At 62.0% G+C, this 25,361-nt stretch carries 25 protein-coding genes and 1 pseudogene; 7 read left to right on the top strand and 19 right to left on the bottom strand.

Features of this window, described 5'->3' with window-relative positions; all coding sequences use genetic code 11:
- Nucleotides 1-689 precede the first annotated feature (689 nt).
- A complete protein-coding gene (locus tag ACYQ01_RS04455) occupies nucleotides 690-1,796 on the top strand; it encodes an NAD(P)H-dependent flavin oxidoreductase (RefSeq protein ID WP_459932625.1) in 1,107 nt (368 codons plus the stop codon).
- Nucleotides 1,797-1,981: 185 nt separating this feature from the next.
- Here the strand turns inward: ACYQ01_RS04455 and ACYQ01_RS04450 are convergent, their stop codons facing one another.
- The gene (locus ACYQ01_RS04450) at nucleotides 1,982-2,335 is read right to left on the bottom strand and encodes a hypothetical protein (protein WP_459932624.1); all 354 of its coding nucleotides are present in this window, start codon (nucleotides 2,333-2,335) and stop codon (nucleotides 1,982-1,984) included.
- A gap of 201 nt (nucleotides 2,336-2,536) precedes the next feature.
- Between ACYQ01_RS04450 and ACYQ01_RS04445 the strand changes: the two genes are divergently transcribed.
- On the top strand, nucleotides 2,537-3,739 hold the full coding sequence (locus tag ACYQ01_RS04445; protein WP_459932623.1) for an NAD(P)/FAD-dependent oxidoreductase: 1,203 nt from the start codon (nucleotides 2,537-2,539) through the stop codon (nucleotides 3,737-3,739).
- Nucleotides 3,740-3,839: 100 nt separating this feature from the next.
- Here the strand turns inward: ACYQ01_RS04445 and ACYQ01_RS04440 are convergent, their stop codons facing one another.
- From ACYQ01_RS04440 to ACYQ01_RS04420, 5 genes and pseudogenes are all read right to left on the bottom strand, one after another.
- Nucleotides 3,840-4,124, bottom strand: a complete 285-nt coding sequence (locus tag ACYQ01_RS04440) for a sll1863 family stress response protein (protein WP_459932622.1) — start codon at nucleotides 4,122-4,124, stop codon at nucleotides 3,840-3,842.
- Between the two features lie 146 nt (nucleotides 4,125-4,270).
- The gene (locus ACYQ01_RS04435) at nucleotides 4,271-5,251 is read right to left on the bottom strand and encodes a helicase-related protein (RefSeq protein WP_459932621.1); all 981 of its coding nucleotides are present in this window, start codon (nucleotides 5,249-5,251) and stop codon (nucleotides 4,271-4,273) included.
- Nucleotides 5,252-5,381: 130 nt separating this feature from the next.
- Nucleotides 5,382-5,762: pseudogene (locus ACYQ01_RS04430) on the bottom strand (DEAD/DEAH box helicase); the annotation flags it as partial.
- A gap of 361 nt (nucleotides 5,763-6,123) precedes the next feature.
- The gene (locus tag ACYQ01_RS04425; RefSeq protein WP_459932620.1) at nucleotides 6,124-6,699 is read right to left on the bottom strand and encodes an outer membrane beta-barrel protein; all 576 of its coding nucleotides are present in this window, start codon (nucleotides 6,697-6,699) and stop codon (nucleotides 6,124-6,126) included.
- A gap of 297 nt (nucleotides 6,700-6,996) precedes the next feature.
- Nucleotides 6,997-8,076: a hypothetical protein gene (locus tag ACYQ01_RS04420; protein ID WP_459932619.1), complete on the bottom strand. Its 1,080-nt coding sequence runs from the start codon at nucleotides 8,074-8,076 to the stop codon at nucleotides 6,997-6,999.
- A gap of 261 nt (nucleotides 8,077-8,337) precedes the next feature.
- Here ACYQ01_RS04420 and ACYQ01_RS04415 point away from each other — a divergent pair, with 261 nt between their 5' ends.
- Nucleotides 8,338-9,162: a glutaminyl-peptide cyclotransferase gene (locus ACYQ01_RS04415; RefSeq protein ID WP_459932618.1), complete on the top strand. Its 825-nt coding sequence runs from the start codon at nucleotides 8,338-8,340 to the stop codon at nucleotides 9,160-9,162.
- Complete coding sequence (locus tag ACYQ01_RS04410; protein WP_459932617.1) at nucleotides 9,159-9,401, top strand: hypothetical protein; 243 nt, start codon at nucleotides 9,159-9,161, stop codon at nucleotides 9,399-9,401. Before ACYQ01_RS04415 ends, ACYQ01_RS04410 begins: the two co-directional genes overlap by 4 nt.
- Before the next feature lie 45 nt (nucleotides 9,402-9,446).
- Here ACYQ01_RS04410 and lgt read toward each other — a convergent pair whose 3' ends face one another.
- Both lgt and ACYQ01_RS04400 read right to left on the bottom strand, forming a co-directional pair.
- Complete coding sequence (gene lgt / locus ACYQ01_RS04405) at nucleotides 9,447-10,247, bottom strand: prolipoprotein diacylglyceryl transferase (protein ID WP_459932616.1); 801 nt, start codon at nucleotides 10,245-10,247, stop codon at nucleotides 9,447-9,449.
- Nucleotides 10,248-10,413: 166 nt separating this feature from the next.
- Complete coding sequence (locus ACYQ01_RS04400; RefSeq protein WP_459932615.1) at nucleotides 10,414-11,742, bottom strand: tetratricopeptide repeat protein; 1,329 nt, start codon at nucleotides 11,740-11,742, stop codon at nucleotides 10,414-10,416.
- A gap of 312 nt (nucleotides 11,743-12,054) precedes the next feature.
- Here ACYQ01_RS04400 and ACYQ01_RS04395 point away from each other — a divergent pair, with 312 nt between their 5' ends.
- Complete coding sequence (locus ACYQ01_RS04395; RefSeq protein WP_459932614.1) at nucleotides 12,055-12,435, top strand: TraR/DksA family transcriptional regulator; 381 nt, start codon at nucleotides 12,055-12,057, stop codon at nucleotides 12,433-12,435.
- A 138-nt stretch (nucleotides 12,436-12,573) separates the two neighbouring features.
- Here ACYQ01_RS04395 and panB read toward each other — a convergent pair whose 3' ends face one another.
- The 9 genes from panB to ACYQ01_RS04350 form a co-directional block, all read right to left on the bottom strand.
- Complete coding sequence (gene panB, locus ACYQ01_RS04390) at nucleotides 12,574-13,437, bottom strand: 3-methyl-2-oxobutanoate hydroxymethyltransferase (protein ID WP_459932613.1); 864 nt, start codon at nucleotides 13,435-13,437, stop codon at nucleotides 12,574-12,576.
- 72 nt (nucleotides 13,438-13,509) lie between these two features.
- Nucleotides 13,510-14,145 (bottom strand): LexA family transcriptional regulator, encoded by a 636-nt coding sequence (locus tag ACYQ01_RS04385; RefSeq protein ID WP_459932612.1) that lies wholly within the window; start codon nucleotides 14,143-14,145, stop codon nucleotides 13,510-13,512.
- 228 nt (nucleotides 14,146-14,373) lie between these two features.
- A complete protein-coding gene (locus ACYQ01_RS04380) occupies nucleotides 14,374-15,051 on the bottom strand; it encodes a LexA family transcriptional regulator (RefSeq protein WP_459932611.1) in 678 nt (225 codons plus the stop codon).
- Between the two features lie 458 nt (nucleotides 15,052-15,509).
- Nucleotides 15,510-17,858 carry a carbamoyltransferase HypF gene (gene hypF, locus ACYQ01_RS04375; RefSeq protein WP_459932610.1) on the bottom strand — a complete coding sequence of 783 codons (2,349 nt, stop codon included), beginning with the start codon at nucleotides 17,856-17,858 and terminating at the stop codon, nucleotides 15,510-15,512.
- The gene (locus ACYQ01_RS04370) at nucleotides 17,859-18,800 is read right to left on the bottom strand and encodes a DUF362 domain-containing protein (protein ID WP_459932609.1); all 942 of its coding nucleotides are present in this window, start codon (nucleotides 18,798-18,800) and stop codon (nucleotides 17,859-17,861) included.
- A gap of 277 nt (nucleotides 18,801-19,077) precedes the next feature.
- The gene (locus ACYQ01_RS04365) at nucleotides 19,078-19,632 is read right to left on the bottom strand and encodes a pyruvoyl-dependent arginine decarboxylase (RefSeq protein ID WP_459932608.1); all 555 of its coding nucleotides are present in this window, start codon (nucleotides 19,630-19,632) and stop codon (nucleotides 19,078-19,080) included.
- A gap of 51 nt (nucleotides 19,633-19,683) precedes the next feature.
- Entirely contained in the window at nucleotides 19,684-20,565 is an 882-nt protein-coding gene (locus ACYQ01_RS04360; protein WP_459932607.1) for an SPOR domain-containing protein, read from the bottom strand.
- A 12-nt stretch (nucleotides 20,566-20,577) separates the two neighbouring features.
- Nucleotides 20,578-22,233: an arginine--tRNA ligase gene (gene argS / locus ACYQ01_RS04355; RefSeq protein ID WP_459932606.1), complete on the bottom strand. Its 1,656-nt coding sequence runs from the start codon at nucleotides 22,231-22,233 to the stop codon at nucleotides 20,578-20,580.
- Nucleotides 22,234-23,175: an ACP S-malonyltransferase gene (locus ACYQ01_RS04350; RefSeq protein ID WP_459932605.1), complete on the bottom strand. Its 942-nt coding sequence runs from the start codon at nucleotides 23,173-23,175 to the stop codon at nucleotides 22,234-22,236. It abuts the gene before it with no gap.
- 115 nt (nucleotides 23,176-23,290) lie between these two features.
- Here ACYQ01_RS04350 and ACYQ01_RS04345 point away from each other — a divergent pair, with 115 nt between their 5' ends.
- Nucleotides 23,291-23,986, top strand: coding sequence for a 16S rRNA (guanine(527)-N(7))-methyltransferase RsmG (locus tag ACYQ01_RS04345; protein ID WP_459932604.1), 696 nt, complete (start codon nucleotides 23,291-23,293; stop codon nucleotides 23,984-23,986).
- Here ACYQ01_RS04345 and ACYQ01_RS04340 read toward each other — a convergent pair.
- Both ACYQ01_RS04340 and ACYQ01_RS04335 read right to left on the bottom strand, forming a co-directional pair.
- Entirely contained in the window at nucleotides 23,914-24,138 is a 225-nt protein-coding gene (locus ACYQ01_RS04340) for a hypothetical protein (RefSeq protein ID WP_459932603.1), read from the bottom strand. The genes ACYQ01_RS04345 and ACYQ01_RS04340 overlap by 73 nt on opposite strands.
- Nucleotides 24,139-24,153: 15 nt before the next feature.
- A complete protein-coding gene (locus ACYQ01_RS04335; RefSeq protein WP_459932602.1) occupies nucleotides 24,154-24,624 on the bottom strand; it encodes a 23S rRNA (pseudouridine(1915)-N(3))-methyltransferase RlmH in 471 nt (156 codons plus the stop codon).
- A gap of 123 nt (nucleotides 24,625-24,747) precedes the next feature.
- Between ACYQ01_RS04335 and ACYQ01_RS04330 the strand changes: the two genes are divergently transcribed.
- Nucleotides 24,748-25,320, top strand: coding sequence for a DUF4390 domain-containing protein (locus tag ACYQ01_RS04330; RefSeq protein ID WP_459932601.1), 573 nt, complete (start codon nucleotides 24,748-24,750; stop codon nucleotides 25,318-25,320).
- The last annotated feature ends 41 nt before the right edge of the window (nucleotides 25,321-25,361 follow it).

Here is a 25,361-nt window from a genome sequence, read left to right as displayed (position 1 = left end):
GCGCCCAAGCTTAAGCTAAAAAAAAGGTCATTACCCTCCTGCATTTCAAATTGCAAGGGCTGCGGTTTCTGATGCCTTTCCCGAGCCGGGGGGTGTATGTCCGAATGGGCGCGGGAAACGGGGCGATTGCTTCGCGGGGAACGATCAGCGTTTCCCGCCCGGGCCCGGCGCGGCCGGGACGAACCGCGCGAGAAAGACGGACGCGTCGGGAAGGGGGGCGCGTGCAAAACGGAAGCGGTCGTCACCGGAAAATTTCAGTCGGGAAAAATGTCCCTCGGGGGCGCAGTTGCGCACTTTGGGGCGCATTCTTCTTGACGAGCCGTCCGCCGTGCCGTAGCCCCGTGATGCGGTCGACGATAAGCGCCGGGAGATGGTTGCTTTTTTTGACCAGGTAGTGCAAAATTGATCTTTTAGAAAGTTTGAGGATTCCTCAAGCATCAGGGCTTGGCCCATCGACCCTGGCGAGGGTCCGGCGTTTGGCCCGAGGCGGGCCGCGCGCCTGTTGTGTCGCATGCTGAGGTCATGTGGTGCGTATTTGCGGTTCAGTCATTTTTTTCGCCTTTCCTGGCAGTTGTCGATCCGGGAATCGCCGAATGAACACCGCGAAAGCCTTACCTTGGCTTCACGCGTAGGAAACCAGTATTGCGCGATCGGCATCATGCCCATACGCGCCAACCCCCGGAGAGAGAATGGCGTTTCCTTCCATGGATATCGGCAACTTGCACGTCCGCATCCCCATCATTCAAGGCGGAATGGGCGTCGGTATCTCCCTTTCCGGCCTCGCCGCGGCCGTGGCCCAGGCCGGCGGCCTCGGCGTCATCGCCACGGCCGGCATCGGCCATGACGAGTCCACTTTCGCCACGGACTATATAAACACCAACAACAACGTCCTGCGCCGCGAAATCCGCAAGGCCCGCGAACTCACCAAGGGGCCTATCGGTGTCAACGTCATGGTGGCGCTCACCAACTATGTCGATCTGGTGAAGACGGCCATCCAGGAAAAAATCGACGCCATTTTTTCCGGAGCCGGCCTGCCGCTCGACCTGCCGGCCCTGGCCCAGGATTCGCCCGAGACAAAGCTCGTTCCCATCGTGAGTTCCGCCAGAGCCGCGGTGATCCTGTGTAAAAAGTGGTTTTCCAAGTTTCGCCGCATGCCCGACGCCTTTGTGGTGGAAGGCCCCATGGCCGGCGGACATCTGGGATTCAAACGCGAACAGATCGACGATCCCGGCCACAAGCTCGAAAAGATCGTGCCCGAGGTCATAGAGGGCGTGCGTCCCTTTGCCGAAAAGTGCGGACGTCCCATTCCCATCATCGCCGCGGGCGGGGTCTACACCGGGGCCGACATCCGCAAATACCTCGAAATGGGGGCGGCCGGGGTGCAGATGGGCACCCGCTTCGTGGCCACCCACGAGTGCGACGCGAGCCTGGCCTTCAAGGAGGCCTACATCAAGGCCAAAAAAGAGGATATCGTCATCATTCAGAGTCCGGTGGGTCTTCCGGGACGGGCCGTGCGCAACGAGTTTCTCGTTTCGGCCAGCCAGGGCGGACGAAAACCTCCGGTCTGTCCTTTCCACTGCATCCACACCTGCGACTACAAGAAGACGCCGTACTGCATCACCCTCGCGCTGGTGAACGCCAAGAAAGGGCGCTTGAAGCACGGCTTCGCTTTTGCCGGAGCCAACGCCTACCGGGTGGACCGCATCATGAGCGTGCAGGAACTTGTCGACACCCTGGAGAAGGAATACGACGCCTCGGCCCCGCCCTGCCTGAAGGCCGCCGCGGAACGCGTATAGCGTCCCGGTGCGGTGGGCGATGCGTGAGTGACGCGTCGTTTCGCCGGGCCGGGTTCTGACAGCCGAATGTCAAGCGCCCCGCCGGATTGTTCCGGCGGGGCGCTTTGCGTTTTCGGTCCTGGAAAACACCCGCGTGGCCCGTGTCGCACCCCGCACCGGGGGCGCGGGATTCGCGGCGGGCGGCTTCACTCCTCGGGCGGCAGTTCGTCCACCTGCATCTTGCGCAGCACGCCCCAGGTGGTAAACATGGCGCGCAGGTATTCCGAGTCGGCATGCTCCTCGACCAGCGCGTCCTTGAAGCTGTTGTAGTCGAGGGTTTCGGCCTCGTGGGCGAGGATTCGCGACCACAGTTCGCGCGGAATCTGCACCCGGTATTTGTAATCGGATTCGGCGAAACACAAGATATCGGCCTGGAACCCATGGCGGGCCATGAGGCGTTCGATATGCTCCTTTCGCCTGGCGCGAACGGCCACATCTCCCGGTTTGCAAAATTTGGTGGCGGCGACGGAGTAGAATCCGTCCCTGGTGAACAGCCACATGGTCGAGCCTCCTTGCGGTACGCGCTGTCCTATGCGTGACAGCCTACTCTTTCCCGACCTCCCTGGCAACGCCCGGCGGGCCTGGTCAATCCGTGACCCCGGCGAGCCGGGGCGAGTCGGTTGACGGGAAGGAGAAGCTTTGACTTGCAATCGGTTCGCACACGTTGAATACTCATCTAAACTTACAAAGAGGTTCCCCACATGAAACGATATTGTATAGTTGGCAATGGCGTGGCCGGAGCCAGCGCCGCCGAAAAAATCAAGGCCACCGACCCGGATGGACAGATCACGATCTTGTCCGCCGAAACCGATGCCTACTATTACCGTCCCCGCCTGCCCGAGTTCGTGGCCGGCGAGGTGGAACTCGGTCGCTTCACCCTGCGCCAGGCCGACTGGTACGCCAAGCAGGGCATGGACCTGCGGCTGGGCGTGACCGCCACTTCCGTGGACGCCCAGGCCCGCACCGTCGCCACCAGCGACGGGAAAACCGTCGTCTACGACGAGCTGCTTCTGGCCACGGGCGCCCGGGCCATGATTCCTCCGGTACCCGGCTCGGACCTGCCCGGAGTCTTCGCCCTGCGCACCACGTCCGACGCCCGGGCCATTCGCGAAAAAGCCCAGGGGCAAAAGGCCGCCATTCTGGTGGGCGGTGGCCTGCTCGGCCTGGAAGCCGGCGCGGCCCTGGCCCGCATGGGGCTGACCGTGCATGTGGTGGAGTTTTTCGACCGCTTGCTGCCCCGCCAGATGGACGCTGCTGGTGCGGCCAAACTGCAGGGCCTGCTGGAGAGCCGGGGATTTACCTTCCTTCTGGGTGCGCGTTCCAAGCAGATCACGCAGACGGCCTCGGGCCTGGCCCTGGATCTGGAGGACGGACGCCGGGCCGAAGGCGGACTGGTGCTTTTTTCGGCCGGCATCCGGGGCAACCTGGACTTGGCCAAACCCTTGGGGCTGGAGATCAAGAACGGCCTGGTGGTGGACGACCGCATGCGCACCAGCCAGGCCAACATCTGGGCCGCCGGCGACCAGGTGGAGCACCGGGGCCGGCTCTACGGAATCTGGCCGGCCAGCAAGGCGCAGGGCGAAGTCGCGGGCGTGAACATGGCCGGTGGTGACGCCGTGTACGACGGCACGGTCATGAGCAATTCCCTCAAAGTAGCCGGGGTGGACCTGACAGCGGCCGGCGACATCGATTCCGATGGCAAGCTTGAAGCGGCCGTCTACCAGGACGGCCACACCTATCGCAAAATCGTGCTGGAGAATGGCCACATCAAGGGGCTCATCTTTTTTGGAATCACCAACGGCCTGAAGGAATGCCAGCAGGCCATGGCCAAAAACGCCCCCATCGCCGCCGACGCCAAGGCCCTGAGCCAGGCGGACTTCGATTTCAAAACGTTGATCGCGTAAGCGGGGAAAAAGGCGGAACAACGAACCGGGGGCTCCCGTTGCGAACAAGGGGAGCCCCCGGATTTTTTTTCTTCTCGCGAGTTTTTTCGTCTTTCGCGCCCTAGAACTTCTCTTTCGCCTTGCCCAGGGCTTCGCGCAGGTCGGCCACGGCGCGTTCCACGCCGTCCTTGAGTTCGTCCCAGGCGGATTTGCCGCCCTTGCTGAGCAGGGAAAGCTTGTATCTGGCCAAGTCGTATTTGGATTCAAGCTTGGTCAGGTCCTCTTCGAACAGCTGCAGATATCCCTGTCCGCTGGAATCGGCCTTGGACTTGGTGGCGTCGATTTTGGCCTTGAGCTGCTTGAGCTGCTCTTCGACCTGGGCCTTGAAGGCTTCGCGGCCGGGCATGGTGCATACCTCCCAATAACAAGCGTCAAGAAACACTACGTTTGTCTGCCAGCAGGGTCAAGGCTTGGTCGAAAAGCCCGCACGCAAGGGACAAAAAAAGACCCGAAAAAGCATGGGGAGGCCTTTTCGGGTCCGTGAGGTGTGATTTACTCCGCTTCCGGTTGCGCTCCGGGCTGATCGCGCGGGGAATCGTCGGTCGGACCGGACGCCTCGGCGGGTTTCTTGCGGCGCGGACGGCGGCGTTTGCGCTTTTTTTGACCCTCGGCGTCGCCGGCAAGGGCGTGTCCATCCGCCGGACCGTGATCGTCGGACAGGGCGCCGCGTTCGCGTTGGTCGTCCTCGGTGTGTTCCGATCGGGGTCTGTCCGACCGGGGGGGACGGGGGTCGCGTTTGGGACGGGGCGAACGCGTCTGGTCGCGTCGCCGTTCGGGCTGCGGCTCGAAAGCGACCTGGGGCGCGTGCAGGGCGGCCTGATACCGTTCGTCGAGCAGTAGGGCCAGGGCGAGCAGGTCTTCGTCCGAGGCGGCCATGTCCTTGATGAGGGGCAAAAACCGCTTGAGCCGCTCCTGTTTGAGGGGCGGCGTGTTGCGCAGTTCGGCTTCGAGCAGGGCGGTGGTGCGTTCAGCCACCACGGACGCCACCTCTTCGTCGGTGGGGCCGGGGCGTTTTTGCAGATCAATGCCGAAACGCGCGCCAATGCGTTTGAGGGCGATTTCTTCCATGATGTTGACCAGGGTCACGGCCGTTCCCGACGCTCCGGCCCGGCCGGTTCGTCCGGCGCGGTGGATGTAGGATTCGGGGTCCTCGGGCGGTTCGTACTGGATGACGTGGGAGAGATCCTGAATGTCGATGCCGCGCGCGGCCACATCCGTGGCCACAAGGAAGCGCAACGTGCCCGAACGCAGGCGGGCGAGCACCTGTTCGCGCTTGGCTTGGGTGAGATCGGCGGAAAGTTCCTCGGCGTCGTAGCCAAAGCCTTTGAGCACTTCCGTGATGTAGTGGACGTTGGCCTTGGTGTTGGAAAAAATGATGGCCGAAGCGGGATTGTCGCGTTCGAGCAACCGCACCAGGGTGCGGTCTTTGTCCATGCCGCTCACTTCGTGGTAGACATGTTCGATGTCGGCCACATGCACCTTGCTTGGCCGAGAGCGACAGGAAGTTGGGTTCTTCCATGAACTCTTCGGCCAGACGCAGCACGTGGGGCGGATAGGTCGCGGAGAACAGGAAGGTGGAAACCCTGCGTTTGGGCAGGTATCGTTTGATCTCCCGCATGTCCGGGTAGAAGCCGATGGAAAGCATGCGGTCGGCTTCGTCGAAAACGAGGGTCTTGAGGTTCTGCAGGGTGAAGTTGTGGCGCAGCAGGTGGTCGAGAATGCGTCCCGGCGTCCCCACCACCAGGTGCGCTCCGGCGCGAAGGGCGTCGGTTTGCGTCCCGTAGCCCACGCCGCCGTAGACCAGGCTCACGCGCAGTCCGGTGTCCTTGAAGAGCATTTCGGCTTCGCCGGCCACCTGTTTGGCTAGCTCACGCGTGGGGGTGAGGATGAGCGCCTGGGTCTGGTCGCGTTCAAGGTCCATGCGATGGAAGATGGGCAACAGAAACGCGCCGGTCTTGCCGCTGCCGGTGCGCGACTGCACCATGAGGTCCAGGCCTTTCAGCAGATACGGCAGGGACTTGGCCTGCACGGGCATGAGCCCGTCCCAGCCGGCGCGGGCCACGGCCTGGCGCAGGGGCTCGGGAAGGTCGGCAAGGGCCACTTCGGGCAGGGCTTTTTCCGGCTCGATCAGGGTTTGTCCGTCTCCGTCCGGTGTATGGGACGTCTCGTGGGTGGCGCTTGTGGCGTCGGGGTCGTTGGAATTGTGCATAATATGGCTTCTATGTGGGAATCGACTTGATGGGATGGCTGGGCTCTACCAGGAAAGCGCGCGGATTCAAAGTCCTCGAACGAAAAAGGCCCGCGCGGATGAGGCGCGGGCCGGGATCGTTCGGCTGGGAACGACGTTAGAACGAGTACTTCACGGCCAGGTTGCCGCCCCAGAGGTTGAATCCGGTGTCGGAGCAGTAGGGGCCCACATGCTGCCAACGGCCGGAAAGTTGCAGGCTCAACACGTCGTTGAGGGAGGTGTTGAAGCCCAGTTCGCCGGCTTCGGAGAGGTTCGAGCGTTCGCCGTTGGCCGGTACGCGGTCGGTGGCGAAGAAACCACCCAGACCGAGGCCCGCGAAAAGACCGAACCGTTCCTGCGTCAGAAAATGATAGCGGGCGAAGGCCATGGGGCCGAACGCGTTGGGATACGTTTGGCTCGAACTGACGCCAAAGGGATCCTTTTTCTGGTTCATGGCGAAGCCCATCAGTTCGACGGCCATGGAAACGTTATCCATGAAAAAGAAGCCCGCTTCGCCGCCGTAGGTGAAGGCCGAGTTGATGCGGTTGTTGGAACTTCCGTAGAAGCCCACTTTCGGCTGGATGTAGCCGGTGCCAGCTTCCGTGGATTTGGCCGAGGCCAGACCCGCCATGGCCGTCACGCATGTGGCCGCGATCAGGCCGACAACAAATAGTTTTTTCAAGCAGGTGCGCATGGGCGTCCTCCTGTGCGCAAAAAGATCGAGAGGAATTTTAGCCGGAGGTGGCGATTCTTGTCAAACTTCCCGGAGGAAGGCAACATTACAGTTTCTTCATGCTATCCTTGTGCCAAGGCGTGCGCATAGGGTTTTAGCAGCCCGCCCAAAAAGTCGATTCTTGCAGCCTGTTCAAAAAACGTGCTGGCAAGGCGCAAGAAAAAATCAAGCCCGAAGCGGAATTGGCATCCCTTGAGGGTTTGCGTTTTTCGCAGCAACGCAGCCAGCAAGAATTTTTCAATAGGCTGTTAGCCCGTCTTAAAAGCCGTGCGTGCCGTCCGGTCGGGAAATATATCGCGGAATGGGGAGCCCCCTGGAGACGGAGCCCGGACGGGAAGGCGTTTGCTGAGGGCTCGAGGAATATGTGTCGTCCGCTTTTTCGGCGCTAGTGTGTGCTGCGGGTTCCACGGGTTGGTCGCGGACAAGGGTGTCGGCGCCTACCCGGTGCTGGAAGACGGGTTTGTTGTCGGCTCCCAGGAGGACGCCTTTCAAAGCGGACATTCCTGCAATCATGACGGGGGTAAAAAAAATGGAGCCGGTTTGTTCGGTTTCTTCAATGGAAACGTCGTCTCCTGTCACTTTGACAAACCGTTGCGAATAGCCAGGCTCCTCTGGCCATGTTTTGCCTTCCGTATAGAGGTTCAACCGTTTTCCCTTGTATAAGACAAATCCAGACGCTGTGAAGGGGCCGCCACCCATGGTAAAGAGAAAGTCGAGTTCACCATTTTTCAAAGTAAGATGCAGGAGATTTTTCCGCTGGCCCTTGTAGTGGGTTGTACGTGTTAGCCTGAGGACCGTCATGCTTCGGGGAATTCCCGCGTATGGTTTCTCTCTCCCGTTTGAAGACTGCGGAGAGCTTGTCACCATATTTTGGTAATCTGGATATTTGACGGCAAAGCAGTGGTCGCACGTCGAGTCCTTGAGTTCAAGGACCTTTCCGTCGTGCATATAGAAAAAATTCTTTCCCTTTTCCGAGTCATTCCAACAAACGTCAAGAAATCCATTTGTCGGATCTATAAAGAGTGTGATCCTGAATTCAGGGTCTGACAGACTTTGCATGCTAGATATGAGAATGCCATGATCTGCATGAACGTCGTCAACGCACTGAAAGTACCTACCACCGGCTGACATGACCTTGTGAAAGATCGTGTCCCCGACGGTCTGGCGAAAGGCTGTGCGAAACTTTCTGTTTTCCAGCATGGACTGGCCGTTGACTTTTTCAAAAGGGGCTTTGCCAATGTATTTTGTAAGACTTGATAAATCAACGTGTTGAGCGCATTGTGCGGCGCATGGAGAGAGCAGGGCCAGGAGAAGTGCTAACGTTGTGAAGAGTTTCATTATGGCTGCTCCTTGTCGACAACATGGGTGAGCGGGCGTGGAAGACAAAACAGATACCGCTTCCCCTCGTGTGCTTGATTCACGGGTCGTATTGTTGCGTGACGCGATATGATGCAACGTATTATACCCATGAGCCTCTTGATTTCGCAACCCGACCAGGGGAAATTTTATGAGAGAGTTATCGTCTCTGATCGTGCTTCAAATATCTGGTGGCCGCGCGCCTCACTCCAAGCCCGCGCAAGGGGTGAGAAAGGACTTGGAATGATGCACGAACAGTGTGGAATGGCATGGGGCGGCGGGCGCACGCGGCGGGTTCTCCCGGTTTTCTCGGGCCTGGCGCTGGTGTTGTGCTGGCTTGCGGTCCTTTGCGTGCAGGCCTTGGCCGGCGAACTCGGTTGGCGGGTGACGGGCGTTCGGCCCCATGACCGGAACGCCTTCACACAGGGGCTCATCCTGGCGGACGGGGCGCTGTACGAATCCACGGGGCTCTATGGTCGTTCCAGCCTGCGCAAGGTGGATATCGCCACGGGGCGGCTCCTGCGTCAGGCCAACCTGGAACGCGATCTGTTCGGCGAGGGGCTGGCTCTCTGGAACCGGGAGCTTTACGTGCTCACCTGGAAAAACGGGCGGGTGCTGGTCTTCGATATGGACACGTTCCAGATGAAGCGCGTCCTGCCCCTGGACACTCAGGGCTGGGGCCTGGCTTCGACGCCACAAGGTCTGGTCGTAAGCGATGGCAGCGACACGCTGGTCTGGCGCGACCCGGCCACCATGGCCCGGCTCCGGGAGGTCAGGGTCGCGGACAACGGCCGTCCCGTAGCCAATCTCAATGAATTGGAATGGGTGGAGGGGTTTGTTTTCGCCAATGTCTGGCATGAAGATCGCATCGCGGTGATTGATCCGGCCACGGGCCGTGTCGTCGCCTGGTTGAATCTGGCGGCGTTGCGCGTTCGGGTCGGGCCGCTGGGATCCGAATCCGTGCTGAACGGCATGGCCTACGATCCCGGGGCCAAGCGCCTGTATGTCACGGGCAAGAACTGGCCCAAGCTTTTCGAACTGCAACTGGAGAAGCCGCCCAAGCCATGAGAAAGCCCAAATGCAAGACGTGCCGCTACTGGAAGGGACCCATCCCCTTCGAAGATCGCTATTGTCCCCCGGAGGAGATGCTCAAGGGGGAATGGGGATACTGCCGCCGTCATGCCCCGCGTCCGGCCGTGGAGGCCGTGGAGAACGCCCGCGGCAAGACCTTTGTGACCGTATGGCCGGAAACCCAGGCGGAGGACGTGTGCGGCGAATTCGCCCTCATCCCCTTGCAGCGCGATTGAGCGGGGCGTTGCGTCAGGAAGTCGTCAGCCGGGACAGGGGCGACGTCATTTTGGCGCCCTTGCGCAACGAGCGTTGGCCCGCCAAATGAGAAAGGCCCCGAAGGCGAGCATGGGCAGGCACAGGATCTGGCCCATGGTCAGCCAGCCCCAGGCCAGGTAGCCGAGCTGGGGATCGGGTTCGCGGATGAATTCCATCAGGAAGCGGAACAGGCCGTAGAGCACGAGGAAAAGCCCGGAAACGGCGCCGCTCGGCCTGGGCTTGGACGAATACCACCACAGCGCGCAAAAAAGGACCACCCCTTCCAGGCCGGCCTCGTAGAGCTGGGAGGGATGCCGGGGCATGCCGCCGGCCCGCGGATCGGGAAACACCACGCCCCAGGGAAGGGTGGTGGGCGCTCCCCAGAGCTCGCCGTTGATGAAATTGCCGATGCGCCCGAAGAAGAGGCCCGGCGGGGCCAGCGGGCAGAGGAAATCCGCGACTTCGAAGAATCCCTTGCCGTGTTTGCGTCCGAACAGCCACACCACCACGCAAAGGCCCACCAGGCCGCCGTGGAAGCTCATGCCGCCGTGCCACACCTGAAAAACCGAGAGCGGATCGGCCAGGTACGACGGCAGGTCGTAGAACAGCACGTAGCCCAGCCGCGCGCCCAGCACCAGACCCAGCACGCACCAGGTTATGCAGTCGTCCACCATGACGGAGGTCCAGCCGGACTCGGGTTTGGCGGCGCGTTTGCGTCCGAGCAGCCAGCCCGCGCAGAAGCCGGCCAAGTACATGAGCCCGTACCAGCGCACCTGGAGCGGGCCGATGGACACGGCCACGGGATCGATATCGGGATGTTTTATCATACGGCGAAGTCGCCTAACGGTCCGTTGAGAAAGTCAATTTTTTCAAGCCTGTTCAAAACCGCTCCGGCAGGGCGCGCAGGGAGGTCACGCCCCAAGCCGCATCGCATCCGCCGAGGGTTCGCCTCGTGGGAAACGCCGCAGCAAGCGGGGAGGGGTCGACAGGCTGTTAAACCTTGTTCAGTATCTCCGTGGCTCTGGGCGACTGGGGATTTATCTCCAAGGCTAGGCGGGCGTACTTGACCGCCAACTTTTTGTTCACGCCCAGGTAGTAGACCATGGCGATGTTCACGCACACCGTCTCATTGCCTTCCCAGAGGTCGGGCGTCAACTCCAGGGCCTTGTCCAGTTTGTAGCAGGCGTCCGAAAACCGTCGGCCTTCGCTGAAGGCCATGGCCATGTTGTAGTAGAGGGCGCCGTCTTCCGGAGAGACTTTGACGGCCTTTTCGTATTCCTGAATCGCTTCGGCCCAGCGTCCCTGTTTGCGCAAGGTGATGCCCAGGCGATTGAACGTGTCGATGTCGGACTTGTCCAGTTGTCCCTTCTTGGCCTCCAGGGCCTGGCGCAGGAACTGCTCCGACAGGGCCGGGGCGTGGCTTGCGCAACGCTCGGCGATGGCCCGGCTCACCCGGGCCAATTGGGACGAGGCTTCCTTGTTGGCGAGCTTCACGGCGTCGTCGAAGATGGTTTTGGCCCGGTCCGCGTCGCCCAGGGCCACGTAGTTGCCGCCCAGGTCGATCTTGCGCTCCACGTTCAGGGGGCTCAGGCGGTCCAGGCGTTCGAGCATTTTCGTTTCTTCGGCGACGTTGCCGGTGTCGCGATGCAACTGGGCGATTTTCTTGATGGGCTCCAGGTAGAGTTGGGCGTTTTTCATGGCCTTGGTGTAGGCGGAAAGGGCTTCGTTGTTTTTGTTCATGCCCTTGAAGCTGTCGCCCAGCAGGATAAGCCCGGCCGGGCTGCCGGGCTTGAGCTCCAGAATCTTGGTGGCCAGGTTGGCGGCTTCGACGAATTTGCCTTCGTTGACGCATTTTTTCCCCGCATCGATGAGCTCGCCGATCTGTCCGCGCGGTTTGACCGTGAAGGCGATCTTTTCAATGAGCAGATTGGGGGAAATGGGCCGGGTGATGATGTTGTTGGCCCCGATTTCATGAAGATAAATAAGCGCTTCGCGGGCCACTTCGCCGGTGAGCACCACGACCATCACGTCTTGGAGTTGGCTTTTGAGAAAGCGGACCAAATCGTGGCACGATTTACCGTTAATTTCGTATTCAATAAAAATGAGCACCTTGTGGTGCTGCGTCTGGAAAACTGTTATTTGTTTCAGCAACTGTTCTTGGGTATTGACGACACTGGCGCAATCTTCCTTGAGTTGAAGATGCCTGACCAGGGTGGCGCGTAGATTCTTAATGAATATTGCGTCCTGGGAATAGACGAGAAAAACTCCTCGATACTCTCCGACAAATTCCCTGACGTCTTTGTCATAGATGTTTTCATTCATTGCAATAGGCTCCGGGGAATGAAAAAAAGACCTGATGCGGACAAGTTCCGTCTGTGCTCTTGACGCCATTCAGTAAAGCGCGCGGGGCGTGTTGGCAAGGCGGTTTTGATTGATCCACGAAATTGTGTCGCGCTAATCTCTGATTTTTCAACTTTCCGGTGCGACAATGTCGTGTTTCGACAAGCGGATGTCGCAGAATCGCCTTCAGGTCTTCACAGCCGGCTTGTAGGGACGCAGAAACGCGAACCTCATCTCGGGAAGCGGTTTCCCGCGGGCGGTTCGTCACGCACCTCGACCCGCCGGGAGACGCACATGGAAAATCCGGAACTCGCGCGTTTGGCCGAATCGCTGCACGCCCTTCAGGAACAAGCCCTGGCCAAGCTCATGTCTCAATCGGAACACATGGACGAAGAAAGCATTTCCGCCCCCGACCTGACAGACCGGGCCGCCCAGGAAGCCGAGCGCAATTTTACCCTGATCATGCGCGAACGCGACCTTCAGGCCTACCGGGACGTGCAGAGCGCCATTTCGCGCCTACACGCCGGAGAATACGGCATCTGCGAGGAGTGCGGGGAAGACATCTCCATGGCCCGGCTCAAGGCCTATCCCATGGCCACGCTGTGCGTACACTGCAAAAGCCGTCGTGAAGACGAGGAACGCGCCCGCGCCCTGGGGGCTTCCGTCTCCTTCTGACCGTATCGGAACCGATTCTCGGACCAAGCCCGCGCTTGTCGGCAGAGCAAACGAAAACGGCGACTCCGCATTGCGTACGCGGGGTCGCCGTTTCGCGTTCATTCGGCGAGAAAGGGGCTTCGTGAGCCTGGTGATGCGTCAGGACGTCTTGATTTCGGGCAGGCCGGCGGCGCGCAGGGCTTCGAGCTCCGCTTCGCTCATGTTGAACGAATGGGCGGAATCAGGAAAAGCTCCCGAGCGCACCTCGTCGGCGTAGGAGGCGATGGCTTGGCGGGCCTGGGCGCCGATTTCGGCGTAACGCTTGACGAACTTGGGGGTAAACCGGTCGTAGAGGCCCAACACGTCGTGGTAGACCAGCACCTGGCCGTCGCAGTGCGGGCCGGCGCCAATGCCGATGGTGGGAATGGGCACGGCCTTGGTGACCATTTCGGCCACCGGAGAGGGCACGCACTCCAGCACCACGGCGAAGCATCCGGCTTCGGTCAGGGCCAGGGCGTCGTCGAGCAGGTCCTTGGCCGCCAAAGCGGTCTTGGCCTGCACCTTGAATCCTCCCAATCGGGCCACGTGCTGCGGGGTCAGGCCCAGGTGGCCCATGACGGGAATGCCGGCGTCGACAATGGCCCGGACATTGGCCGCCACCTCGCGGCCGCCTTCGAGCTTCACGGCCTGGGCTCGGCCTTCCTTGAGGAACCGGCCGGCGTTGGTCACGGCCTCGGCCGCGCTGACCTGATAGGAAAGAAACGGCATGTCGCCGATGACGAGGCAGCGGTTGGCTGAACGCGATACCGCGGCCGTGTGATGGATCATCTGGTCCATGGTGACGCTTACGGTGTCCTCCAGGCCCAGGACCACCATACCGAGCGAGTCGCCGACCAGAATCATGTCGGCGCCCGCCGATTCGGCGATGTAGGATTGGCTGGCGTCGTAAGCGGTTATGACGACGAGTTTGCGTTGTCCCTTGCTTTGACGGACATCGGGCACAGTGAGGCGTTTTTCGGACATGTCTTCCTCCAGTGCTGGTGTAACGGTGGAGGAAAACTAGCCGAAAGCAAAGGAAAAGTCTTGTCCATGGCGTCAGATTTTTTGCATGAGCCAGGCGACTTTTCCCCGGATGAACCGTTTGGCTTCAACAATGGGCAGTCGGCAGCGGGGAAAGATGGGATTGTCCGTGACCAGTTCGCAGAACGCGTCCTGTTCCAGAACTGCGCGTCTGAAGGTCAAGCCTTCGCCGGGGAATTCCACCCCGTAGATTTTGCCGGATTCCAGGGACGCCTCCCGGGTGTCCAGTCCGATGACCGCGTCGCGCCGGATGACCGGTTCCATGGAGCTGTCGGCCACACTGACCACCATGAAGCTCGTGGCGTCGTGGTTGAAGAGGAACGTTTGCTGGTTGGGGGCGTCGAAGTGTTTGGGCGAGCCGCGAAGGCCGGAGACGAATTTGGGAGCCAGGCCCTCGTAGATCCACAGCGGGTTGAGGCGGTAGTCCCGAAAGAGCTTGATGGCCCACTCGCCGGGAATAACCCCCCGGCGCTTGGCGTCCGAAACGCTCGATTGTCTTATGCCGAGAATGGCGGCCAGCTCTTGTTGCGTGAAGTTTTCACGGGTCTTTATGGCCATGGCGATGCGTTCGAAACCCAGGTCGAACTCAGAAGCCCGTGGCGCCTCTTTGCCACTTGGCGAGGGTGGGAGTTTCACTTGGCTGGAGGACATGGCCTGGCTCCTTACGTTTGAAATTCTGTATAGAAAAATATAATGACCTAAATTAGCATGTGTTAGCAAGTAGCGCAAGAGGCCATATGAATATCGAAAAATCTTTTTCAGACGGTGCCGCTGGGACGTATTCTCTGCTGAGGTCAGACCGAAAATTGGGAGGACGAGAAAAAGAAAGCCGCCTTCCTGTTCGGAAGGCGGCAAGAAGAAAACTTGTCTTCTCAATGATTAGAGTTCTTGCAGAACCCACCATACCCGGCCCAGAATCTTTCCGGGGACATCGGCCGAGGCCATGGACTCTTCTTTGTACTGCGAATTCTCGCTGCGCAAAATGACTCGATTGTTCTCGAAATCGTTGAATAATCTCCGAACCACCAGCCCTTCGTTTGGGACGACGATGGCGTAGATTTCTCCGGAGCGCAGCTGGTTGTGATCCTTGTTGACGCCGATGTAGGCCCCGCGGCGCAAGATGGGCTCCATGTTCTGATGTTCCATCTTGAAGGTGATCAGGCCGGGGCCGCTGAACGGTTCCGGAATAGCCAACATTTCGATGGGTTTTTCCTGAAAAACGCCGCTTTCTCCGATGACTCCGGTCATGGAGCTCACCGTTACCGTGCGGGATTTGGGTTTTTCCGTGGCGTAGGTCGCGCCCGACTCCATAAGGCCCACGGGCAGGGCCAATCCTTCGCGCAGCACCTGGGGCGGTTCGCCGCCGGTGACCCAGTCGGGGTTGAGGCCGTGACTGCGATAGAGTTTGAGAAGCCAATCGGCGGGAATGGATTGACGGCGTTTGGCGTCGGAAATGCTCGACTGTCGAATGCCCAGGATGGCGGCCAAATCCACCTGGGTTCTTGCGCCCGTAGCGCGTTTGATACGCTCCAGCGCTTCGTCGAATGCGTTGTACATGCCTTTCTCCCAGGCCTTCCTACGGGAAGGCTGACGCTAGAGTTCATTGATATGCGTGTTCCCTAGTTTAAGAATATTTCCAGCCACGCGCAGCTCTTTGCAGTGATTCACTTCCACCGACGGACGGCAATGGTCCGCCCTGAGCCTGGAAATACTACTCACCCGCTGGCCCTGAGTCTGTTTGCCAGCACCTCGCAATGACAGCTGAGTGGTCGAGGCGAAACGAGGAGATCCGGTTACAGGTTTTAGTGCCGAGTATATGCAAAAATAGTCCGTACGCAAGGTGTTTTGTCGATAATCATGCCGGATTGACCATGTTTTAAGAAAGACGAGCAGGAACAAGGCGTTCCGGGCAAGGCAACGGGATCGCATTAATATTCGATTATATAGTATAGTTCAATATACCGTCAAGTCCCGGCAGGAATGCAAACAATAAAATCCTCTGATTTTCGTCTGATTTACAGGTACCCGCACTGCCCGACGGCCAAGGTGCGTTGGCCGTAATAAGCCTGCCCCAGGCTCAAACACCCATCTCCTGATGGGGTCTGGTGGTGCGTCACGGGGGTTACGCCGTGTCGGCGCAAAAAGGCGACGACCAGCGAGCGCAGGGTTCGGTTGTGGAAAACCCCTCCGCTCAAGGCCACATGGGATACTGCATAGTCCCGCGCCAGGCGCAGGGCCATGTCGGCCAGGCCGCGGGCCAGTCCGGCGTGAAAGCGACGGCTGATCGCGCCGGGTGAGACACCGCAAGAGAAATCCCTGGCGGCATAGGCAAAAAGATTACGCGTGTCAAGTACCAGCACCCCGCTAGTGTCCGAGTCGAAGAAACAGGGATAATATCCCGTTTCTCCAAAGTCTTGCGCCTGTTCGAGAAGCACGGCCGCCTGCCCTTCGTAGCTTGTGCTCGCGCACAGGCCCAGCAGGGCGCTTACCGCGTCGAAGAGTCTGCCGCAGCTTGTGGTTTGGGGGCTGTTGATGCCCTTGTCCAGCATGGTGGCCACCAGGGCGGCGGCCTGTTCGTGTCCGGCGAGGAATGTCCACTCGTTTTCCGGTTGGGTGCGTCCCAGGGCGTGGAAATAGGCCTGGGCCATGCGCCAGGGATGGCGTATGGCCGCTTCGCCCCCGGGCAGACGAACGGGACTGAGATGGCCCGCCCGTTTCATGACAAGGCGCGCGGGATCGACGTATAGAAATTCTCCCCCCCAAACCGTGGAGTCCTCGCCGTGACCCGAACCGTCCAGGGCCAGGCCGATCACGGGTTCCATCAGACGGTTTTCGGCCAGCGCGGCGAAAATATGGGCGTAATGGTGCTGCAATCTGGCCACGGGCAGTCCGCTTTCCAGGGCGTAGTGTGTGGAGAGGTAGTCCGGGTGCAGGTCGGCCACCACAAGTTCGGGTTGAACGCGCAGCACATTGCGCAAATGGTCGATCACCTCGGCGTGAAAGCTTCCGGTTTCCAGGTTCTGCATGTCGCCCACGTGCTGGCTGAGAAAGGCCTGGTCGCCCTTGGTCAGGCACACGGTGTTCTTGAGCTCCGGCCCCACGCCCAGCACGCAGGCGCCTGGCGCGGGCAGGAATACCGGTTGCGGTGTGTAGCCTCTGGCTCGGCGAAAGAACTCGAAGTCCGCTCCGTCCGACCGCACCACCGAGTCGTCCGTGCGCACGAGAATGTCCCGGTTGTGCAGAACAAAGGCGTCGGCCAGGCCGGCCAGCCGGGCCAGGGCCTCGCGGTTGCCCAGCACGATGGGCTCGGAGCTCACGTTCGCGCTGGTCATGACCAGAATCGCCGGCCGCTCCCCGCGCAGGGTTTTGAACCGCCGCAGCAGCAGGTGGTGCAAGGGGGTGTAGGGCAGCATGACCCCCACCAGGTCCGTGTCCGGGGAAATCTCCGGCGAAAGCGGTGAATTTGGCCGCGCGGGGCACAGCACGATGGGGCGCTGCCGTCCTTCGAGAAGCTCGCGGCTCACGTCGTCCACCTGGGCCAGGATTTCGATTTCCTCCAGGGAGGGAGCCATCACCGCCAGCGGTTTGGACGGGCGGTGCTTGCGTCGGCGCAGCTCGGCCACCGCGCTCGGGTCGCAGGCGTGGCAGGCCAGGTGGAATCCTCCCAGACCCTTGACGGCCAGGATGCTTCCGCCGGCCAGCAGCTCGGCCGCGCGGTCCAGGGCTTCCCCGGACCGCGCGATCTCGCGTCCCGAGGCGTCGGTGAGCCAGAGGGCGGGGCCGCACACGGGGCAGGCGTTGGGCTGAGCGTGGAAGCGCCGGTCTTCGGGATTTTCGTATTCGGCCGCGCAGTGCGGACAGAGGGGGAAACAGGCCATGGAGGTGGTGGCCCGGTCGTAGGGCACGCTTTTGGTGATGGTGTAGCGCGGGCCGCAATTGGTGCAGTTGGTGAAGGGATAGTCGAAGCGGCGCCCATGCGGATCGCTCATGTCGGCCAGGCAGTCCGGGCAGGTGGCGATGTCGGGGCTGACCAGCACGCTGTGTCCGGAGCCGGCCAGACTTTGTCGGATGGCGAAGGCGGTTTCGTCTTCCGCGATGCGGGACTGCGTCTGGGAGTGCTCCACGATGAGGGCCAGGGGGGGCAGGGTTTCGATCAGGTCGCGGGCAAAGGCGTCCAGGGTCTCGGGGGGGCCTTGCACCTCGATGATCACGCCTTGCGGGGCGTTTTGCACAAAGCCGGTAAGCCCCAAGCCCTTGGCCAGGCGATACACAAAGGGACGAAAGCCCACGCCCTGCACCCGCCCCGTCACCACGTGACGCCGGCGTGCAAGGGGGCGCTGGGCCGACTGGCGGGAATCGGCCATCTAGTGGTCTCCGCCGGGCGCGCCTCGCAGCCGGACGTACAGGCTTTTCAGGCGTCCTCGTATCAGGCGCAGAGGATGGAAGGTCTGCGGGGCCAAGGCGGTGGGCAGTTCGAAGCCCTTGACGGAAAACGCCTCCGGCGCAAGCTCGGGAAAGAGCAGATTGGCCGGGTCGGCTCCCGCCCGGCGGCGGGCCACGGTTTCGCGTCCCAGGGGGGAGGCGTCCGGGGGCAGGCCCAGCACGGCGTGCAGGGCGCTATCGAGCGCTTGGCCGCAGACGCTGGCTCCCAGCAGCCCCAGCGGGTAGGGTTCGCCCTTGGCCGGGCCGCGTTTGTGCATGGCCACCACGCCGTCCACCAGGCTCACGGCCGGACGCACGCGTTCGTACACGTCGAGGATCAGGCTGGCGAAACGCGTGCCCCGGTCGCCATGGAGGGAGTGGGCCAGGGACTTGCGAAACCCGACCACGCAGCCGAACAGATTCTTGACCGCCAGGGTGAGCAGCATCTGGTCATGCGCCTTGAACCGGGCCAGGTTGACCACGGCGCATGCGTCAAGGGCCTGGGCGCTGACGCCCACGCGGCCTCCCTGGGTCAGGCGGAGGGGCTTGGGGTCGGACAGGGTCGCCAGGCGCACCGGCAGGCCGGCCAGGGCCCTGGACATTCCGGAGGCCATGGCCACCACGCCGGCCGTGCCGAAGGCCGGGGAATCGGCCACGGTGATCTTGGTATCCAGATCGAGCAGGTAGAGACAGGTGGCGCGGACCACGGACGGATGCGTGCAGGAAAGCGACGGGTTGTATGGGGCCACCAGGTTGGGTTTGACCAACACCCGACTGCCCGGAGCGGGACGAAACCCGCAACGATCCAGAAGCTGGGCCACCTCCCGGTCGATGCGGGGCGGATCGTAGTCGGGAACGCGGCGCAAGAAGACGTCGATGGGCATGATGTGACCATGCTACACGTTGGTCGGGAAAAAATCCAGGGAACCGATGAAGGAAAACCCGGAGCGCGACCCGGCGCGCCTCGATCCGGGGGGATACCCAAAAAAGGCCCCACCGGGGTGGGGCCTGCATGCGTATCGAAAGTCCGTGTCGGAGGTTGGGATGCGCCAGGCGTGGTGGGCGGGAGCGGGGCGGTCCGCACAACCGCCGCCTGGTCGGGTTGCCCCACAAACAGAAGCCCCGCCGGAGCGGGGCCTTGAACAGGCGCAAAGCGCGGTGCTAGGGAAGAAAGACCACGGCCGAGATGGTGGTGGTCCACATGCCGCCCACGCCCTGGGTGACGCTGGGCAGGGACTTGGATTCGATGATCTTGCCGCTCATGAGGTAGATCTCACGGCGTTCGTCGTAGGCGGTCTCCGGGTCGAAATCGATGCCCAGAGTGGTGGCGAGCATGGTGGAGGCCAAGTCTTCCGCAAAGTCGCCAAGTTCCTTTTCGTCCTTGCCAAAGGACGTGTGCTCGGAAATATAGCCGTAGTGGTCCTTGCTGCCGGGAAAGGCCATGCCCACGGCGGAGCCCACCAGGCGGCCTTTTTCGTCGGTGGCGTTTCTGGCCATGACGCAAAAGGTGATCTGGCCGGGGTTGAGCAGGCTGACACCCTCTTCCATTGTGACCAGCGTACAGTTGGGCGGATAGATGCTGGAAACGTAGACCAGGTTGAGTTTTTCGATGCCGGCGTCACGAAGGGCCAGCTCGAAGGATTGCAGCTTGTTTTTGTGACGACCAATGCCCTTGGTGAAGAAGGCCTTGGTCGGGACAAACGGGTGTCCTAGCATTCGTTGTCCTCCATGGGAGTAGCGCTTACCCCGCCCTCGCGGGGAACACGCTCATAAAGCTTTTTTTTCACGCTGTATAGGCTTTTTTGTTCCGGCCTGGTCCAGGGTGGACTTGATGTCGCTTTCCGTACCCTTGGTCCGCAAAAACACACGGTAAACCGTCTTGCCGCCCACCTTGGCCTCTTCCACATGGGAGCTCAAGCCCATCTTGGTCAGCCGGTCGGCTTCGCGCTCGGCCTGTTTTCTGTCTTCCACGGAGGAGACCTGATAGGTCACCTTGTAGCGCTTCGAGGACTTTTCTTTTCCCTTGTCCTTGGACTTGGCGCTCTTATCCTTGTCCTTTTTGTCCTTGTCCTTTGTGTTGCCGCTTTTCTTCGCGTCCTTGGACTTTTTGTCCTTGTCCTTGGACGACGCGGGCGCGGGCGCGGGCTTGTCTCTCCGGGATTCGCGCGAAGAGACGGTCTTGCGGTCCGGCTGGGCCGAGGACGTGGCCACTTGGCCCTTGGGCAGGGGCGCGGGGGTCTTTTCGAGCGACGACGTGGGAGGAGAGGCCGCGGGCGTCTGGGCCGGGGCCTGGTCCGCGCCTGTCTTGTCGCCGGGTTTCTTGGAGGAATCCACGGTGACGGTCTCCGTGGGCTTCTTGCCCTGAAGGCTCTCCATGAACTGGAGTTCCTCGGGCTTGAGCACGGTGGGCGGCTCCTTCTGTTCCGGCGTGGCGGGGGCGGGAGCCGAGGGCATCATTTGGGCCAGTTCCGGCACGGCCGTTTCGGGTTTGTATCCCCGGCCCACCAGCACGCCCAGAATGAACACCCAGACCAGACACAGGGCGGCCACGACCACCACCGAGGCCAATCCGGCCCCGGAAAGCTGGAAAGTGAATGTGCGCGGCCCCTCGGGAGGCTTGCTGACGTTGAAGCGTTCGATGACCTTCATGTTCGCTCCGGGTTACATCTTCTCCGGGGCGCTCACGCCCAGAACGTCCAGGCCGTTGGCCACAACCCTGGCCACGGCCGAGAGCAGGAGCATGCGCGCCCGGCGCACGTCGTCCTCGGGGGCGGCGAGCACGGGATGCAGGGTGTAATAACGATGCAGGAGTCCGGCCAGGTCGCGCAGGTAAAAGCTGACCGTGTGGGGGCTCAACCCTTTGGCGGCGGAGGCCAGGATGTCTGGATATTGCTCCAGCAGGCGTAAAAGGTCCAGATCCTCGGCGGTGTCGAGGGTCGAAAGGTCCTGTTCGCCGGCCTTGGGAGCCTCCAACCCGCGTTCGGCGGCCTTTTCGTACAGGGAATTGATGCGGGCGTGGGCGTACTGCACGTAGTAGACCGGGTTGTCCATGCTCTGGCGCTTGACCAGGTCGAGGTCGAAGTCCAGGTGGCTGTCGGACTTGCGCGACAGGAACATGAACCGGGCCGCGTCCACGCCCACTTCGGCGCACACGTCCGCCAGGGTCTCGAACTGCCCGGCCCGGGTGGACATGGCGATCTGCTCGCCGCCGCGCAGCAGGTTGACCAACTGCACGAGCACCACCTTGAGGCTTTCGGGGTCGCGTCCCAAGGCGGCCACGGCGGCCTTCATGCGCGGGACGTATCCGTGGTGGTCGGCTCCCCAGATGTCCACCACTGTGTCGAAGCCGCGGGCGTACTTGTCGGCGTGGTAGGCGATGTCCGAGGCGAAGTAGGTCAGGTCTCCGGAGGATTTGCGCAGCACCCGGTCCTTGTCGTCGCCAAAGGCCTGGGTGCCCATCCAGAGGGCTCCGTCCTTTTCGAAGGCCAGACCCCGCTCGGAGAGTTCGCGCAGGGTTTTTTCCACCGCGCCCGATTCCACCAGCGACTTTTCGGAAAACCACACCTGATGCTCGACCCGGAAGTCGTTCAGGTCTTTTTTGATGCCGTCGAGGATCTGGCGCATGCCGTGGGTGTAACAGGTGTCACGGGCCTGGGTGGGATCGGCGGTGAGCAGGTCGTCGCCGCGCATTTCCCGGATCTCGCGGGCCAGGTCGATGATGTAGTCGCCCTTGTACCAGTCCTCGGGATAGGTGACGTCCACCCCGCACAGTTCCTGGTAACGCACCCAGATGGATTCGCCCAAAAGGCGCATCTGCCGTCCGGCGTCGTTGATGTAGTACTCGGTGGTCACCTCGTAGCCCACCAGGCGCAGGAGCCTGGCCAGGCTGTCGCCCACGGCCGCGCCGCGGCCATGGCCGATGTGCAGGGGCCCCGTGGGGTTGGCCGAGACGAACTCCACCTGCACCTTGCGGCCGGCGCCGAGCGTTTGGCGGCCGTAGTCGGGCCCGGCGGTCAGCACGTCCGTGACGGTTTGTTGCCAGAAGGCCGGGGCGAAGGTGACGTTGAGAAAACCCGGACCGGCCACTTCCACGCGCGAAAGCGAGGGGTCGGCGGCCAGGAGCTCGGCCGAGAGTTCCTGGGCCAGGTCCCTGGGTTTGACCGAGAGCTTGCCGGCGACGAGCATGGCCACGTTGCAGGCCATGTCGCCGAACTTCTTGTCCTTGGGAGGTTCGATGCTGGCCTTGTCGGGCCATTCGAGTCCGCGCCGGGCCAGGGCGTCGCCCAGCAGGGCGCGCAGATGAGTGAGTGCTCGCACTTAGATCGCCAGTGTCTTTGCGGCCTCGTGGGTGGCCACGTTTATCGCGTTGAAATCGCTTTTGCCTTCCATGTTGGGCTTGACCATCTTGGAAAGCACGCCCTTGGGGCCGAGTTCCAGAAACGTGCGGGCCCCGGCCTGATAGAGGCTGGCCATGGTGTCGATCCAGCGCACGGAGGAGGTCATCTGGCGGGTGAGCTGATCGCGCACCTCGCGGAAGTCCTTGACCAACTGGCCCGTGGCGTTCTGACACACCGGAATCTTGGGGTCGGAAAAGTCGGCCTTGGCCAGGGCCTTGGCCAGTTCTTCGGCGGCTTCGGCCATGAGGGGAGAATGGAAGGCGCCGCTCACCGCCAGGGGCATGGCCCGGCCCTTGAACTCCTTGCACAAGGCGGCGGCTCGGTCCACGGCGGCCTTTTCGCCCGAGATCACGTACTGGCCGGGAGAATTGTAGTTGGCCACCAGCAGGATCTTGCCCGTCTCGGCCGCGGCCTTGGCCACCACGGCCTCGATGTCGGCAAGCGACATGCGCAGCACCGCGGCCATGGCGCCGCCCGTTCCGCCGCATTCGGCCATAAGGCGTCCGCGCAGGCTGACCAGTTCCAGAGTCTGGGGCACGGGCAGCGCGCCGGCAGCGGCCAGGGCCGCGTATTCGCCCAGGCTGTGTCCCGCCACGCCCATGGGAGCAAGGCGCGGGCGCAACTCGAACCACAGGTTCAGGTTCACCACGGTCATGGCCGGTTGCAGGGCGCGGGTGTCGGCCATGGCGGCGTCGTCGCCTTCCCAGTAGATTTCGCGAAGCGGCAGGCCGCTGGCTTTTTCGGCCAGGGTCCACAGTTCCATGGCCTGGGATTTGGCTTCGGCCAGGTCGCGGCCCATGCCTTTTTCCTGGGAGCCCTGGCCCGGGAACAAAACGGCCAGGCTGGAAGGAGTGTCGCTCACGGGGGCCTCCTTGAATACGGATAAAATGGTGTTCGGCGCGATTGGTAGAGCATCGTGACGCAAAGTGCAACGTCTGACTTTGACGCGCGCGGGCCTTTGGTCCATAAGACGACCCATGGCCGCCACGCATGTCTCACCCGACGAGGTCGCCGCCAGGGCACAGGCCCTGGGGCGCACGCTCGACCCCGCCCAGGCCCGCGGTTTGTCGCTTTACCTGGGGCTTCTCGAAACCTGGAATCGCAAGATGAACCTGGTGGGGCCCGGGACCTGGCCGGAAATGCTCGGCGAACTGGTCGCGGACAGTTGGCGTCTGGCCGACTTGCTGGGCGAGCTGGTCGCGGCCGACGATCCCCTGACCCTGGACTACGGGGCCGGAGCGGGCATACCGGGTGTGCCGCTTCGTCTGTTCTGGGGCGCCGGTCGCTACGTGCTCATCGAGCCCAGGGCCAAGCGGGCGGGGTTTTTGCGCCAGTGCCTGGCCATGCTGAGCCTGCCCGCCACCGAGGTGTTCCAGGGCAGGGCCGAGTCCCTGGCTTTGCCCGGGGCGCGCGCCGTGGCGGACGTGTGCCTGTCGCGGGCCTTCCAGCCCTGGCGGGAGTTTCTGGAAACCGTGCGCCCCGTGTTCGGTCCCCGCAGCCTGGCCGTCGTGTTCGCCAACCAGCCCCGTCCCGAGGCCGATCCGCCCGAGGGATACGCGTTCAGGCTTTCGCGGGACTACCCCAGGCGGGACCGCGTCGGCTATTTCTGGGTGTTCGAGGCGAACATGTCCGTCAGGGCCGAATCCTTGAAGATGACGCGGGTGGCCAGTTGATCGGCCGCGTCGGCCAGGTTCATGAGTTTTTCCAGAAAGTCGAGGATGAAGAGGCGCTTTTCCTCTTCGCCGTGTTCGAAGTCGAATTCCAGGTCGCCCGAGGCCAGGTAGGCTTCGAGCTTTTCCAGATAGGCCATGTCGAGCAGCTGCATGCGGTATCCTTTTTGTCAGTCGTGGTGGTAGGGATGTCCGGCCAGGATGGTGGCCGCCCGGTAGAGTTGTTCCAGGAGCACCACCCGGGCCAGTTCGTGGGGCAACGTGGCGGGACCCAGGCTCAAACGCTCCTGAAAGCGGTCCGTGACCTCGGAGGCGAAGCCGAAGGGGCCGCCCACCACGAAACAGGCCTGGCGTCCGGGGTCTTCGAACCAGCGGGCCAGCTTGGCCGCGAAGTCCCGCGAGGGGAAGGCCCGGCCGCGTTCGTCCAGGCCCACGACCAGATCCCTGGGCGTGAGGCAGGACAGTATCGACCGGCTCTCCTTGCGGAGCCTGGCCTGGAGATTTTCCTGGGACGGGGCGTCGCGCACGGTTTCGATTTCCACGGGGCAGTACCGGGACAAGGCCTCGTGATAGAAACGCGACGCCTGGGCGAAGTGGGACGCCTTGCATGCTCCCACAAAGACGAACTTGAGGCGTTTCATGGCCGAAGCACGCTATCCGCGGGGCGGGCGGTTGTCAAAGACGCGCCCTTGGGGTAGTCGGAAAAACGCGGACCCGCGTGGGCCCTCTATTCGCAATGTATAACCCTCTCCCGGCGCGCAATCATGGTCACGACCCGTCTTCGCTTCGCCCTGATCTGGGTCCTGCTCGCCTGTCTGGGCCTATGCGCCGGCGAGGTCCGGGCGCAGGGCCTGGCCCTGTCGAACCTGGTGGTGGACAATCAGTCCGGCCGGGTGACCGTGCGTTTCGGAGTGGAGGTCAACGGTCTGGATGGACTGCGCGAGGCGCTTGTCCAGCACCGGGTCCTGGATCTGGTGTGCAAGGCCCAACTCCTGCGCAAGCGCGACTATGCCTGGAACCGGGAAATCAGCCACGCCCGGCGCGGCTGGACCCTGGCCGTCGAAAGCGACGACAAAACCTACGTGCTTCGCCAGGATGACGGCAAGGGCGAACGGCTGCGCGGGCGCGATCTCAAGGCGCTTCTGCGCCAGGCCTGGAACGACCTGACCATCGACCTCGGGCCATGGTCCATTCTGACCCGGGGCGAGGACTACGCCGTTGTTCTCGAACTGCGCCTGCTCAGGCAAGACGTTTCCGACTGGGCCAAGACGACCCTGTTTTTCTGGTCTTTCGACGCGGCGCAGGCGGCCAAGTACCAACTCGATTTTTCGTATTGATCGGGCGGACTCTCTTGTTTTTCTATCGTCAAGGATAACAG

The organism is Fundidesulfovibrio butyratiphilus, assembly GCF_054657235.1.
This window is presented reverse-complemented; position numbering and strand designations above follow the sequence as displayed.